We start from the raw sequence: 15,419 nt of genomic DNA, 5'->3' as shown, positions 1-15,419 counted from the left end.
AAAAGAAAGTGAGTTAATTATGTTAAATTCAAAACAATTTTCAACAATTATCCAACTTCAAAATGAGTTAGATAAAAAAATAATTATTAATCGTGGTGTTAGCGATATTAAAACATTAAATTCTAGATTTTTAGCACTTTTAGTTGAATTAGGTGAATTTGCAAATGAACAAAGATGTTTTAAATATTGAAGTTCAAAACCAAGTAGTGAAAAATCAGTAATGCTTGAAGAATATATTGATAGTCTTCATTTTATTCTTAGTATCGGTAATAGCCTTAATATTGATTTTCAAAATTTTAGTTTTTCAGAAAAAACAAATTATCAAGATCTTAATCTTGCATTCATTGATTTATTTGCTTTTGTTACAACTCTTTTTAAATCAAAATCAAGTAATGATTTTTTTGAATTATTAAATATTTATTTTACAATTGGTAAAAAATGTAATTTTAATAGTGAAGACATTATTTCTTGTTATATTTATAAAAATGAAATAAATAATTTACGACAATCACAAAATTATTAATGGAAATAAGTGATCGTTTTATTTAGGAGATTAAAATGACTAATGTTAAAATTTTCAATTATAATAATACAAAATGAGAGTATATTATTACATATAAACAACAAAAACATATGTATTTAAAAGTGCGCAACGATCAAATTATTATTAGTGCTCCATTTTTTATGCAAGAAAAATTAATTGAAGATTTCATTTTAAAAAGTTTACCTAAAATTTTAAACAAGAAAACTATATTAAAACCTAATATTGTTATTAATAATAATGACAGTTATCTTTATTTTTTAAGTAAAAAATATCAATTAATTACTAAGTATCATTCAAAAAAAACCATTATTTATTTTGAATTTAATAATTTGGTAGTATGCACAAATATTCAAGATGATAAGCAAATATTAATTAAAATTCAAAAATTTTTAAAAGAAGAGTCAAAAAATATTTTTATGAGTCGCTTACAATATTGATCAGAAATTATGAATATTGAGTTTTCAGTACTAAAAATTCGTTCGATGTTAAATAAATGAGGTGTTTGTCAACCAAATACTAAAATCATTACACTTAATTATAAATTAATTCATTTTGATTATGCTGTAATTGATTATGTTATAATTCATGAGTTAACGCATATAATTCATGCTCATCATAAAAAAACATTTTGAAATTTTGTTGCTCAATATTGTCCAGATTTTCAAGATTGTCAAAAAATATTAAAACAAGGAGTTATGGATGAAACAAATAACCTCACTTAAAAATCAAATAATTCAAGAATTAGTTTTATTACACGAAAGAAAACATCGCAATGTTAAAAAAATGTTTTTAATTGAAGGAGAACATTTAATTAATATTGCATTATTAAAAAAAAGATTACTTGCAGTATATGTTGATGAGAAGTATTTAGACAAATATGCAAATTTATTAAAAGCTTGTAATAATATTGAAGTTATTGTTGTAAATAGTATGATTATTAAAAAAATTTCACAACAAAAAACACCACAACCAATAATTGGTGTTTGTAATATTGTTAAACCTTTAAATTATTTTTATTCTTCTCATATTATTCTAATTGATACAATTCAAGATCCAGGTAATTTAGGAAATATTTTACGCAGTGTTACTGCTTTTAATATTTCTGAAGTCTATTTATCAAATGAAAGCGTTGATTTATATAATAACAAAGTAATTAGTGCAAGTCAAGGAGCTATTTTTTATACTAATCTGTATTATGAAAATTTTGATCAATTTTTATTAAAAGTAAAAAATGCAAATTATATGATTTATGGTACATTTCTACATGAAGATAATAGTACTAATTTATCTGAAATTACCTTTAAGCAAAAGAATGCTTTTTTATTTGGCAATGAAGGACAAGGTATTAATAAAAAGTATAAAGATAAAATTAATAGTAATATTTTTATTCCAACTTCTTTTAATGTTGAATCATTAAATTTAGCAACAAGTGTAGCAATAGTAACGTATTGCTTATTTACTAGTAATATATTAAAATAAATTATACTTATTTTGAATTATAAAATTTAATTATACATATTAACAAATTAATGGAGGAATAGAATGTTAGCGGTTAACGATTTAAAAAAAAGATTAGAAATTATTAGACAGCAAGCATTTAATAATATTGATGAAGTTGCTGATTTACATAAATTGCAAGTTTTAAAATCACAATATTTAGGTAAAAATTCGGATATTAATAATATATTAAAATCTTTAGAAAAGTTTCCTCATAATTTTAGAATTGAAATTGGTCAAGCAGCTAATAAATTAAAAAAAGAAATTAATGAATATATAATAAAAAAATTTAATGAAATTGAGAAAGATAACATTAATGAGCGTCTTAAATCTTCAGAAATTGATTTAACACTACCGGGTATTGATTTTAATATTGGTCACACCAATCCTTTATTAAAAACTGTTACCGAAATATCTGAAATTTTTAAAAATTTGGGTTATCAAATCATTAGTGGTAATGAAGTAGAAAATGAAGAATATAATTTTAATCGCTTAAATTTACCATTTGATCATCCAGCAAGAGATATGCAAGATACTTTTTATCTTGAAAATAATAATGACAAACTTAATCGTTGATTATTAAGAACACACGCTACAAATATGACTGCACGCATTCTTAGCGAGCAAGATAAAAATTCAAAAGAAACCACAGCTATTATTAGTTTAGGAAATGTTTATCGAAAAGATGATGATGATGTTACTCATTCTCACCAATTTATGCAAGTTGATGGGTTTTTAGTTGGATCTAATATTACTTTTGCAAATTTAAAATGAACATTAAATTATTTTTGTCAGCAATTTTTTGGCATGGAAACTAAAACAAGATTACGTCCTAGTTATTTCCCATTTACGGAGCCTTCAATTGAAGTAGATGTAAGTTGCCCAAAATGTAATACAGAAGGTTGTTCATTATGTAAGTATACTGGTTGAATTGAAGTTTTAGGTGCTGGTATGATTCATCCAAATGTTTTTATTGCTGCTGGTTTAGATGAAACAACAGCAGGTTTTGCCTTTGGTGTAGGCATTGAAAGAATTACTATGATTAAATATGGCATTGACGATATCAGATTATTTTATAATAATGATTTTCGATTCTTAAAACAATTTTAAAAATTAAAAGGAGTATAAAATAAAATGATAGTTTCACGTAAAATCATTTCGCAGTGATTGAATATTAATAGCATTAAAGATTATGAAATCGTTGATGCTTTAAATAGTTTAGGTTTTGAGGTTGATCAAGTAAAAAATTTAATGTTCAGTAATACAAACTTAGTTGTTGGTCAAATTACTAAAATTACTAAACATCCTAAATCAAATAAATTAAATATTTGTGAAGTAACAGTAGGCACTGAAATGTTAACTATAGTTTGTGGTGCAGCAAATGTAGTTATTGGTATTAAAGTTGTTGTAGCAAGGATAGGAAGTACTTTAGGTAATGGTCTTACTATTGTTGAAAGAACAATTCAAGACGTTGTTTCTTCAGGAATGCTTTGTTCATTAACAGAATTAGGATTAAGCGGTATTGTTCAGAATAAAGAAGAATTAAGTGGTATTATTAATTTACCAGATGATGCAATGGTTGGTAATATTAATCCATTACAATATTTAAATTTAGATGATACAATTTTTTTTATTGATTTAACAGTAAATCGTAGTGATTGTTTGGGGATTTATAGTATTGCTAGAGAATTAAGCGGTTATTTTAAAATTCCTTTAAAAAACATGGAAGTTAGTAGTATAGGAAAATTTGATAATAAAAGTCAAGTTAGTGTTCTTAATGGTAAAATTCAAGCTTTAGCAACATTAAAGATTGAATTTGATGATAAATCTGTAATAACACCAATTTGAATTAGAAGAACACTACAACTTGCAAATATTGTACCAAAAACTTTATCAGAAGATATTATTCATTTAGTAATGTTAGAATTGGGTCAACCCTTAATTACTTTTAGTGCCGATGTTTTAAAAAAACCATCTTTAAATATTTCACCTAAATCATACCCGGAAGGTAATTTGCAAATTAAAGAGGGTGATATTTTATTACACGATAAATATTTGGCTTTTAGTGTTTTAGGAGTTAGTCATAATATTGAATATGAAGTTAAACCAAGTTCCAAAGAAGTTTTTATATTTTCAATTAATCCTGATGTTACCTTAATGAGTAAACAAGCAAAGCGACATGGTGCTCTTATTAATACATTATTAGAACGTTTAACAAGACCAGTTGTTCCTGATTATTATTTAATTGCTTTACAACGTTATTTGTTTATTTTAGGACAATTACAAGTTAAATATGAAATTACTGGTTTTAGTAATGATGTTCCTTATCAAGTTAAAACAAAAGTGATCAATTTTAATTTTAATTTTATTAATAAAATTTTAGGTACAAATTTTGGGGTTAATGAAATAATTAATTATTTGACTATTATTGGTTGTCAAATTGAAATTGATGCAAAAAATCAAGAAATTTTAAAAGTAACAGTTCCTAATCATCGTAGTGATTTAAATAATGCTAATGATTTTAGTGAAGAAGTTGCAAGAGTATTTGGATATGATAAATTACCAGTTATTAAACCACAATTTAATGTATCATTTAAGTCACCAACGGCAATGGAAAATTTAATGATGAAGTGAAGACAACATTTAACAAGTTATGGTTTTAATCAAGTAAAAACATATAGCTTAACAAGTATGCAGAGATTAAATGATTTTAATTTTTTTAAATATAAAATACCTGTAAAATTAGAAGCACCTTTGACATTAACAAGAGAAGTTATGCGTTTTAGTTTGACAGATAGTTTATTAAGAATTTGTCAATATAATTATGCACGTAAAGAAACACAATTAAAAATTTTTACTGATGAAACTATTTATACAGGTGATGAAACTGATGATAATCATCATTTAGCTTTTATGATTATGGATAATTTTTGACCAAAAATTAATACTAATAAAATTACTAATAGTACGTATTATTTTATTAAAGGTTTTTTAGATAGTTTTTTAGCAAAAGTTATGCCAAATTTATTTAACTCTATTGTTTATAAAACAAATAATAATTCTTTAATGCATCCGTATTTAAGCGCAGATATTTTTTATGAGCAAGAACATATTGCTACTATTGGCGCACTGCATCCACAAACTGAAAAAATAATGAATGTTGAAAAAATATTCTTAGCAGAAATTAATTGTAGTAAGTTAGTTAAAATCATAGAAGAACAACAAAAAGTAGTTTCTAAATTTAAGCTTTGATCAAAATTTAATGCTTTAAGTCGTGATATATCAATTATTGTTAATAGCGATATTCAATTTTCTGATGTAAAAAATGCTATAATATTTGCAAATATTGATTTTTTAGAACAAATATCTTTGGTAGATTTTTATAATGATGAAAAATTAAAATCACAACATCAACACTCATTAACTTTTAATTTGAAATTTAATAGTCAAGAAGAACAATTAGATGAAACAAAAGTAAGTGGACAAATAAGTATTATTCAAGAAATATTAAAGAAAAAATTTCAAGCAATTATTCGTTAAAAATATAACAAAATATTAAATAATAACATTAATATATTTTTTTATTATATTAAATTTTTAAATTGGGTGAGATAATATGAAAACATTAAACAAAGATAATTTAAACTTTTATAAAATGGCGTTATTATTTATGATTCCAATTTGTGCACAATCTTTAATTGAAACATTAATAAACTTAATGAATAATTTTGTGGTTGGTCAATTTGGAAATGATGATGCTATTGCTGGAGTTGCATCATCAAGTAATATTTATGATATGGTTTGATATATCTTTTTTGCTATCGTTGCTACCGGTAATATTTTTACTGCTCAATATTTAGGTATTAAAGATAAGAAGAAAATTCAAGAAACTACTAATATAAAATTATTTTATACTTTAATTTTTTCAATATTTTTTGTTGTAATATTAGAATTATTTAGCAAACAAATTATGGGAGTAATTCTTGGTGCTGAAGATAATTCTCATCAAAATGCTATTGGTATTGCTGAAGAATATAGTAAATTAATTGCTTGAAATTACCCATTGTTAGGTTTTGCTTTTATTATGTCAATTACTATGAATACATGTGGTAATGTTAAAACACCATTGATAACTTCTATTTGCTCATTACTCTTAAATACATTTTTAGTTTGTATTTTATCATTACCATATAGTGGGGGACCACAATTAGGTATTGAAGGATTAGCAATAAGTTTAATTATTTCAAGAGCAGTAGAATGTTTTATATTGTTAGGTTATTTAATTTATAAAAAACCAATTTATGCTCCTAATTGAAATATTTTTAAATTTACAAAAGATTTACATAAAAAATATATTATTACTTTTATTCCTTTATTTGCTAGTCAAGTATTATTTGGTGTTTCAGTAGTAATGTTAACGGCTTTATATTCTCATTTTGGTGATACTGAAGTTGTTGCCGCTGTGCAAATTGTTGGTAGTGTTGTTGCTATTTTTTATTCTACTTTTAGGGGATATAATGCTTTAGTTGGATATGCTGTTGGTAGCAAGTTAGGTTCAGGAGAACTAGTACTGGCTAAAGAAAATGCTAACAAGATATTAAAATTGAGTTTTGCTATTTCAACTGTTATTGCTTTAATTATTTTGGGTAGTGCTTTTTGAGTTCCAAAAGTATTATTTCCAAATTTATCTAATAATGCTATGAAACTTGCAGTTTGATATATGGCTTTTTCAGCAATAACTTATTTTTTCATTAATATGATGCAACCGTTATTTAGTTTTCTTTATGCTGGTGGCTATACTTTAATTATTAGTATTGCTGATCTATTTTTAATTTGATTTATTGATATTTTTATTACTTTTGCTTTATTGCAGTGAACTGACTTAAGTATTAAAATGGTAATTATGATTTCGTGTTTAAGTAAATCAGCTGATTTTATTTGTGCTTATGTATTTTATAAAGTAATTCCTTGAAATAAAAATATTATTAATTCTAAAGTAGAAAATGTACCTCATCCGACATTTGAACCACGTGGATAATATAAAAATCCCTTTTTAATAATAGATTTTATTTTAATAAATTTTGTTTAAAAAATGTTAAAAAAATTCTATTATATTTTAGCAAATAAATTCATATTTATCGTTTTATTTTTATTGTATTTAATATACAATTATTATAGTTACTGGTGTGATTTTAGAGGATGGTAGAAGTAATGCTTTTTTTATTTTTAGTTATAATTAAACTTTTATAATAATTAAATTTTAATTATAACTAAATAAATACGGACATTAAAAATTTTGACATACCTTTATTATAAGAAATTTTTATTTTTTGAAAGAATTTTAAAAATAAGTTTAAGTAAATATATAAAAATAGTAATAACACCAGAACTAATAAAATCATTTTGGAATTAAAAAAGAAATTAAGAAATAATAAAAAAATAAAAAAAGCATGATTGTTTTAAAATTTTTTTATTTTTTTATAAAAAGGAGAAAGAAAATGTTAAAGTTTATAAGAAAATTTTATAATAAGTATCTTAAAAAGTACTGGGCGTATAAAGTTAATGGTTAGATTTAAAAAGAAGTTAAATGAGAGATAATACTCTCATTTTTTAATTGTTAAACAATTATAATTAATTATTTTATTAAACCAGCACTTTATTAAAGTAATTAATTATTACATAACTAAATAAAAAATTATTTAGGCTATTGTGCTGGAATTAACCAATAGTAATTTTTGTGTTGCTCTTTGAAAATTTCAAAAATTTTGGTTCCCTTCCCCTAGAACCCCTACCCTCCAAGGCTTATGCTACTGTAAGTAGCATAAGCCTTACGTATAGTAGATAAGTAGTTAGTAGTATATAAGCCTTATCACCTACAGTGATAAAAGGCTTATACATAGAAAGGATTTGTAATGATTAATGTTAATTTAGATATTAAAAATAAAATTAAAGAAACAACTAAAGGTATGTTATTAGAAATTGGTGAATATGAAACATGATTTCCTATTAAAGATACTATTATTGATGAAAAAAATAAAAAAATAGCATTAAAAATAATTGAAGATTTTTATTATAAATTAGGTAAAAAATCAATAACAAAAGATATTGAAAGTGTTAAAGGTAGTGATATTTTAAAATATATTAAAAATATTCCAAATATTACTAGAAATGAAAATAAATTAATATCTTGTGAATTTTATGAACAATATAATGTTTATTATATTTTTAAAAATGATAAAAATCAAGAATGTTTTAAATATAAAATTACATGAGAACAAGATATGAAAAGTTTTAAAATTAATAATCCATATAAAGATAATTATTTAGCAATAAATTATATTGTTATGCCGATGAAAGAAATAAATACTCATAATAGACTTGGTGCAAAACCTTTAATTTTAACAATTTAACGATTATTATTAATATTAAAGGTGATAGTTATTATGTTTAAAAAATATAAAGATGATCAAGAATTTTATAGTTTAGTCGGCATAAAGCCACAAACATTTTATAAAATGCTTGAAATTTTAAAAATTGCTGAGTCTAAACAAAATATTATGGTGGTAGAAAAAATAAAATTGTAATTGAAGAGCGTTTATTAATGACTTTAGAATATTGAAAAGACTATAGTGGTTATAGAGTTATTGCAAAAAGATATAATATTAGTCATGCTAGTTGCATTCGTAATATTTTTTGAATTGAAAATATTTTAATAAAAAGCGGAATTTTTAATTTACCTGGAAAAAAAGATTTAACAAAAAATAAAGGTACTAATAATAATTTGTTAGCTATTGATGCTACTGAAACTCCAATTGAAAGAATTAAAAAAAACTAAAATTACTTTTTTCAGGTAAAAAGAAACATCATTCTCTCAAATCCCAAATAATTATTGATATTTCCAATGGAAAAATTATTTCAACTGCTTTTTGTTTTGGAAGCATTCATGATTTTAAATTGCTTCTAAAATCTAAAACTTTTATTCATCCAGAAAAACAAGTTTTTGTTGATTCAGGTTATCAAGGTATACAAAATATTCATAAAAATACATTTTTGCCATTTAAAAAAAGTAAATACAATCAATTAACACCAATTCAAAAAGAATACAATAAAACTTTAAGTAAAATTAGAATTAAAATTGAACACGTATTTGCTAAACTAAAACGTTTTAAAATTTTAAGTTTAAAATATCGCAATAAAATACGAAGATTTGCATTAAGATTTAATTTAATAGCAGGAATATATAATTTTGAATTACCTTAGTTTTGCACCAAGTCTATTGAAGAAAAATATCGTAAGCAACAATATGGTAGTTTACTTATTTACAAAATTTTTGAGATATGTCATAGCAATAATATCGAAAACCTTATTTTATTATCAGATCCAACTAATGTTACTGTCGGTGAATTTTATGAAAAATTAGGATTCACTTATGCATGAAATAAAAAAAAACTTTTTTTTATGATTATGAAATTAATATACCTCATGCAATTTTTAATAAAAGAGATGAAATTGAAAAGTGAAAAAATATTAAAATAAAAGAAATTTTTATTGATTTTGATAAGTCAAAATCAAAAGCTATAAATGATGAACAAAAGATATTAGAGGATAGTGAAATATTATCTAGTATTTTAGATGAAGTTTTAATACATGAAGAATCAATTTTCAAGGAAGATTATCAAAAAGTTATTGATTTATTTAATCAACAAAGAGAACAAATAATCAAAAATCCAAAACAATGATGAAATACTTTAACCCCCAAACAAGTAGATGTTGTTAAAAATGAGGCAAAAAAATGATGAAATAACTTAACACCAGAACAAAGAAAAATAAAATTATTAGAAAAACAAGCATATCAAAAAAAGACAATAAAAAAAGATGATACTCCTTTATTGTGTGATTTTGATCAAAATATAAAAAATAAATTAGACTGCATGCAGTCTATGAAAACATCCACTCCTGTTTTTAAAAAAGATAATTTTAATATTTAGATTTTTTCTTTTCTCAAATGTCTTGTTTTTTAAAATTAACAATGTAAAATAAAATACATAATTAATTTAAAATATAAAAGAGTAAAATTAAATGGTAATTTAGAGACTTAGTGGTTGCTGTAAACTAAGCAAGTTTAATTTGAAGGTAACTTATATTATTAGCAATTTAAATAATAATTAAGTGCATTTACTTTGTAAATGAATTAGGATGGTACCGCGTTAAAAAACGTTCCTATTTGTGGAATGTTTTTTTTATTTTAAAAAGGAGTATAACAAATGAATAGAAATTTAAACAAAAAATATAATCATATTGAAATTGAAAAGGATCGTTATGAACAATGAGTAAAATCTGGATTATTTAAGGCAAATGTTAGTTCTATTAATCCTACATTTTCTATTATCTTACCACCACCTAATGTAACCGGACTTTTACATTTAGGTCATGCTTGAGATAGTACTATCCAAGATTTATTAATTCGTTATAAACGTTTACAAGGATTTAATACTTTATTTATACCTGGTATGGATCATGCTGGCATTGCCACGCAAGTTAAAGTTGCACAACGTATTAAAGAAGAACAAAAACTTAATTTGCAAGAATTAGGTAAAGATAAATTTCTACAACAAGCACGAAAATGAAAAACAGAATATGCACAAAACATAAGAAAACAGTGAGCAAAACTTGGTTTAGCATTAGATTATTCGCACGAAGTATTTACTTTAGATGAAAATGTTAAGCAAGCAGTTAATGAAGTATTTGTAAAGTTATATAAAGAAGGTTTAGTTTATCGAGGAAAAAAGATAGTAAATTGAGATCCAGAATTAAAAACCGCTATTTCTAATATTGAAGTAAATTATCATGAAACAAAAGGAAAAATGTATTATTTAAAATATTTTATAGAAAATAGTAGTGAATTTATTACTATTGCTACTACCAGACCAGAAACAATGTTTGCTGATCAGTGTATAGTTGTAAATAGTAAAGATAAACGTTATTTACAATTTATTGGTAAAATGGTTGTTAATCCGGCTAATAAAATGTTAATTAAAGTCATTGCTGATGATTATGTTGATATTAATTTTGGAACGGGTGCTATGAAATGTACACCAGCTCATGATGCTAATGACTATGAAATTGCATTACGTCACAATTTAGCAATGCCTATTTGTATGAATGTTGATGGAACTATGAATGAATTAGCACAATCATATATTAATCAAGATCGAATGGTATGTCGTAAACAATTAGTTGAACAATTAAGAAAAGAAAATTTAGTTGTAAAGGTTGAAGACCATCTTCATCAAGTTGGTTATTCAGAAAGAAGTAACGCTATTATTGAAACATATTTATCACAACAATGATTCATAAAAATGAAACCATTAGTTGAAATGATTATTGATAAACAAAAAAATAAGAAAACAAAGATTGATTTTCATCCAATATTATTTGAACAACAACTTTTGCAGTGATTAAATAATATTCAAGATTGATGTATTTCTCGTCAATTGTGATGGGGTCATTCGCTTCCAGTTTGATATCATAAAAAAACTAAGAAAATTTATGTTGATACTAATCCACCATCACCAATTAACGATTATATTCAAGAATCAGACGTATTAGATACATGATTTTCTAGTGGTTTATGACCTTTTGTAACCTTGGATTGACCACAAAAAAATGTTGATTTGCAAAAATATTATCCAATATCAGTATTAGTTACTGCTTATGATATTTTATTTTTTTGAGTTGCACGAATGATGTTTATGGGTTGAAAATTTACTAATCAAAAACCATTTACTAATGTTTTAATTCATGGTTTAATTCGTGATGAACAAGGTAGAAAAATGTCAAAATCATTAAATAATGGAATTGATCCAATGGAAGTTATTAAAAAGTATGGTGCGGATGCTTTACGTTACTTTTTAGTTAGCAATTGTGCTCCGGGTCAAGATTTAAGATTTAGTATTACTAAAGTTGAGTCAGCTTGAAATTTCAATAATAAGTTATGAAACGCTGCACGTTATGTACTAATGAATATTGATGATAATTTTCAATTGGATGAAAATATTGTTTATAATAATTCATTATCATTTATTGATCAATGAATTTTACAAGAACTTAATCAATTGATTATTTATGTAGAGCAATATATGGAAAAATATGAATTTGTTTTAGTAGTTAAAGCACTATCAAATTTTATATGAAATAAATATTGTTCTTGATATATTGAATTAAATAAAGTTAATTTACAAAATCAAGAGCAACAAAGTAACTCATTGCAAACATTATATTATGTTTTACAACAAATTATTATTATGGTTCATCCCTTTATTCCCTTTATCACAGAAGCAATTTATGAAGAAATGGGGTATAAAAATAGCATTTTAACAAATAAGTTTCCTAAAGTTAAAGTTATGAAAAAAACAAAAGATGTAACACAATTTGTTGAAATATTAATTGAAATTATTGGTAATATTCGAAAAATTCGTAAAGAACTTAATTTATTTTTAAAATTACCGTTAACTATTCATATCAATACGACTAATTCTTTTTTTGAATTAGAAAAAAATACTTTAAATCCTTATTTATTACAATTAACTAATAGTCAAATTGTTACTATTATTGATAGTCCGTTGTCTGTTAATAATAAAATAATTAAAATTATTAATTCAGCAGTAATAGAAATTAATGTTTCAAATTTATTTAATAAAGAAGAACAATTAGCAAAATTAAAAGAGGAATTATTTTATATTGAAAATGAAATAAAACGTAGTAAAGATATTTTAAGTAACCAACAATTTTTAGCAAAGGCACCACCAACAAAAGTTGAAATAGAAAAGCAAAAATTAGAAAAGTATCAAAATCAAAAAATTTTAATCAATGCCAAGATTAAAGAATTATAAAAAAAACTTTTATTTTAATTCAAGTTGAAAAATTTCATGATTTTCCAATTTAATATCATCGATACCTACTGAAAAATCAATAAATTCTTTACCATTTCAGTGTTCAATGTATCAAAATTTTTTATCTTCTTGAGTACCTTTTTTACCTTTTACAGCAACCAAAAATCTTCCGATTTGACTTTTTTCAACAGTAAAATCATTAGAACAAGCACTTAGTAAATTACCAAGTGTATTAAAAGTAGTAATATAATTAGTTTTTTCAAGAATAGTTTCCTTGCCGTTGATAGCTGTAATTTCAATATTAGTAGTAATGCTATTTTGATTAGTAGTACCATTTAAGAATTTTGGGATATAAATAATATTTAGTATTAATGAAGTTCCTAATATTAATATAATAGAATTATATTTGCATCATTTAATAAATGTTTTATTTTTAATTATTTTTGGAAATTATCCCCACATGTACTAGTGTGGAGGAAAAAATGAATTGAAATGAATTCAATAGCATATTTCAAACTGAAAACGATTGTTTGAAATATATAGCGAAGTTGAAAATAATGAAATGCATCAGGTGTGCTTCTTCTAGTTTGAATACTTCTGATTTGAGAAGAATACGATGTTTGAACTGTAACCAAACATTTAGTATTCTTTATGGAACCATTTTTTATAAGTCACAGACCCAAATGACATCTTGGTTTTATCTCATCTTTAGATGAATAAACACAAAGCATGGCATACCAGCAACCGATGTTGCAAGGGAATTGGGTGTTACCTATAAAACAGCTTGAAGAATGTGTCATGAAATCAGGACTAGAATTGGAAATCAAGATGCAGGTTTCATTGTTGATGGCACAGCACAGATGGATGAAATGTATCTTTCACATTTAGGTTTTAAAAAACAAGGAAGATCCTTGTTGAATAAAACTTTGATTGTTGGAGTTTATGAGAAAACCAGCAACAAACTAATTGTGAAGGTGCTGAAAAATGCAGATGAAAAAAACCTTTTAAGATTTGCATTGAAACACATTTTTACTGAGTGCTGTCTATTTACGGATTCTTGGAAGGGATATGTAAGTTTCAAAAACTTCTATCCCGAACATGAAATCGTAAATCATGAAGTTGGGTATGTGTCACCAACAGGTGTAAACACAAACCAGATTGAATCAGCATGAAAGCACATCCGACGAACTTTCCGAACACACATAAGAGTTTCAAAGCACAATATTCATTTATATGCAAAATAATCAGCATATAAATTCAATAACATACCTAGTTTTGAAACTGTAATTTTGTGTTTGATTTAAATACATGCAGGGATAATTTCCTAGGTAGGCTTTTATCTCCATTTATGTGATAAAATTTAAAAATAGTACATAAAGGGATAAAAGCCTTATTTTTATAAAATTATTTTCTCATTTCTTACCATCAGTTTTTATTTTTGTCATTATTATCAGCCTTTGCATTATCTTTTTTATTTTATTATACTTTAATTGTAAAATTAAAAAGGACACTTATATAAAAATTAAATTGTGTTAGTTCTATAATTAAGAAAAGAAAGGAATTAGCGCAATGTATAAGTATCTGAGTATTGAATCAATAATAGCAATAAAAGAATATAAAAATTATGGATTTTCGATTCGTAAAATAGCAAAAATTGTTGATTATAGTAAATCAACCGTACATAGAGTTTGTAGATTATTAAATAAAAACTTATTGCCATTAGAAATATTGAATCAATTTCAAAAAAATAAACAAAATTCAGGCAGAAAATTAATAATTTTAACTTTAACAGAAATTAATAGTATTAATCATTTGTTAATTACTAAAAAGTATGCTCTTGATATAATTGCTAACTTTTTAAAGGAAAATAAAATAAAAAGTATTTCAACAAAAACTTTATATAACATGTTTAAAACAAATCGAATGGTTTTTGATGAAAATAACTTATTGAGAAAAGGCAAAAATAAATCTCACAAACAAAAAGAAACTAGGAGCAAAATTAATAATTGTAAGTCTATTCATGAAAGAAATTTAATCATTCCTAATATTAAAAATATACAAGAATTTGGTCATTTAGAAGGTGATACTATCATTGGCAAAGATCATAAAAGTTCTATTATTACTTTGGCTGATATATGATCAAAAACCACAATTCCTTTAGTAACTAAAAATCATAAATCAGAAAATATTACGAAAAGTATAATAAAATTTATTTCAAAGTTACAAAAAGGAACAGTTAAAACCATTACTTTTGATCGTGGTAAAGAATTTAGTAAATGAAGATTAATCGAAAAAATTTGTAATGTCAAAATTTATTTTGCAGATCCTGGTAAACCTTGCCAAAGGGGTTTAAATGAAAATAATAATGGTATTTTAAGAAGATATTTACCAAAATCTACAGATCTATCTTCATATAAACAAAAAGATTTAAATTTTATAGCATTTCAAATTAATTCTACACCCAGAAAATCGTTTTAATTTTCAAA

At 23.9% G+C, this 15,419-nt stretch carries 15 protein-coding genes; 14 read left to right on the top strand and 1 reads right to left on the bottom strand.

Features of this window, described 5'->3' with window-relative positions:
• Nucleotides 1–19: 19 nt before the first annotated feature.
• From AAHM78_RS14015 to AAHM78_RS13975, 12 genes are all read left to right on the top strand, one after another.
• Nucleotides 20–523: a dUTP diphosphatase gene (locus AAHM78_RS14015; RefSeq protein WP_342253600.1), complete on the top strand. Its 504-nt coding sequence runs from the start codon at nucleotides 20–22 to the stop codon at nucleotides 521–523.
• Nucleotides 524–558: 35 nt separating this feature from the next.
• Nucleotides 559–1,266, top strand: coding sequence for a SprT family zinc-dependent metalloprotease (locus AAHM78_RS14010; protein WP_342253599.1), 708 nt, complete (start codon nucleotides 559–561; stop codon nucleotides 1,264–1,266).
• Nucleotides 1,244–2,023 (top strand): RNA methyltransferase, encoded by a 780-nt coding sequence (locus tag AAHM78_RS14005; RefSeq protein ID WP_342253598.1) that lies wholly within the window; start codon nucleotides 1,244–1,246, stop codon nucleotides 2,021–2,023. Before AAHM78_RS14010 ends, AAHM78_RS14005 begins: the two co-directional genes overlap by 23 nt.
• 63 nt (nucleotides 2,024–2,086) lie before the next feature.
• The gene (gene pheS, locus AAHM78_RS14000; protein ID WP_342253597.1) at nucleotides 2,087–3,151 is read left to right on the top strand and encodes a phenylalanine--tRNA ligase subunit alpha; all 1,065 of its coding nucleotides are present in this window, start codon (nucleotides 2,087–2,089) and stop codon (nucleotides 3,149–3,151) included.
• A gap of 24 nt (nucleotides 3,152–3,175) precedes the next feature.
• Entirely contained in the window at nucleotides 3,176–5,581 is a 2,406-nt protein-coding gene (gene pheT, locus AAHM78_RS13995; protein WP_342253596.1) for a phenylalanine--tRNA ligase subunit beta, read from the top strand.
• A 130-nt stretch (nucleotides 5,582–5,711) separates the two neighbouring features.
• Nucleotides 5,712–7,079 (top strand): MATE family efflux transporter, encoded by a 1,368-nt coding sequence (locus AAHM78_RS13990; RefSeq protein ID WP_342253595.1) that lies wholly within the window; start codon nucleotides 5,712–5,714, stop codon nucleotides 7,077–7,079.
• Nucleotides 7,080–7,953: 874 nt separating this feature from the next.
• Nucleotides 7,954–8,451, top strand: coding sequence for a hypothetical protein (locus AAHM78_RS13985; RefSeq protein ID WP_342253594.1), 498 nt, complete (start codon nucleotides 7,954–7,956; stop codon nucleotides 8,449–8,451).
• Between the two features lie 33 nt (nucleotides 8,452–8,484).
• Complete coding sequence (locus AAHM78_RS17250; protein WP_425289747.1) at nucleotides 8,485–8,625, top strand: hypothetical protein; 141 nt, start codon at nucleotides 8,485–8,487, stop codon at nucleotides 8,623–8,625.
• A 17-nt stretch (nucleotides 8,626–8,642) separates the two neighbouring features.
• Nucleotides 8,643–8,876, top strand: coding sequence for a transposase family protein (locus AAHM78_RS17245; protein WP_425289746.1), 234 nt, complete (start codon nucleotides 8,643–8,645; stop codon nucleotides 8,874–8,876).
• Nucleotides 8,877–8,926: 50 nt separating this feature from the next.
• Nucleotides 8,927–9,301, top strand: a complete 375-nt coding sequence (locus AAHM78_RS17240) for a transposase family protein (RefSeq protein ID WP_342254611.1) — start codon at nucleotides 8,927–8,929, stop codon at nucleotides 9,299–9,301.
• 15 nt (nucleotides 9,302–9,316) lie between these two features.
• Nucleotides 9,317–9,577 carry a GNAT family N-acetyltransferase gene (locus AAHM78_RS17235; RefSeq protein WP_425289813.1) on the top strand — a complete coding sequence of 87 codons (261 nt, stop codon included), beginning with the start codon at nucleotides 9,317–9,319 and terminating at the stop codon, nucleotides 9,575–9,577.
• A gap of 728 nt (nucleotides 9,578–10,305) precedes the next feature.
• Nucleotides 10,306–12,933 (top strand): valine--tRNA ligase, encoded by a 2,628-nt coding sequence (locus tag AAHM78_RS13975; RefSeq protein ID WP_342253593.1) that lies wholly within the window; start codon nucleotides 10,306–10,308, stop codon nucleotides 12,931–12,933.
• Between the two features lie 9 nt (nucleotides 12,934–12,942).
• Here the strand turns inward: AAHM78_RS13975 and AAHM78_RS13970 are convergent, their stop codons facing one another.
• Nucleotides 12,943–13,095, bottom strand: coding sequence for a hypothetical protein (locus AAHM78_RS13970; RefSeq protein WP_342253592.1), 153 nt, complete (start codon nucleotides 13,093–13,095; stop codon nucleotides 12,943–12,945).
• 425 nt (nucleotides 13,096–13,520) lie between these two features.
• Between AAHM78_RS13970 and AAHM78_RS13965 the strand changes: the two genes are divergently transcribed.
• A complete protein-coding gene (locus AAHM78_RS13965) occupies nucleotides 13,521–14,177 on the top strand; it encodes an IS1595 family transposase (protein ID WP_342253591.1) in 657 nt (218 codons plus the stop codon).
• A gap of 325 nt (nucleotides 14,178–14,502) precedes the next feature.
• The gene (locus AAHM78_RS13960; RefSeq protein WP_342253590.1) at nucleotides 14,503–15,411 is read left to right on the top strand and encodes an IS30 family transposase; all 909 of its coding nucleotides are present in this window, start codon (nucleotides 14,503–14,505) and stop codon (nucleotides 15,409–15,411) included.
• Nucleotides 15,412–15,419: the final 8 nt, after the last annotated feature.

Source organism: Spiroplasma endosymbiont of Zeiraphera isertana (assembly GCF_964030805.1).
Taxonomy (GTDB): domain Bacteria; phylum Bacillota_I; class Bacilli_A; order Mycoplasmatales; family VBWQ01; genus Spiroplasma_E.
Note: the sequence above shows the minus strand (reverse complement) of the source record. Positions and strands in the feature narration are given on the sequence as shown.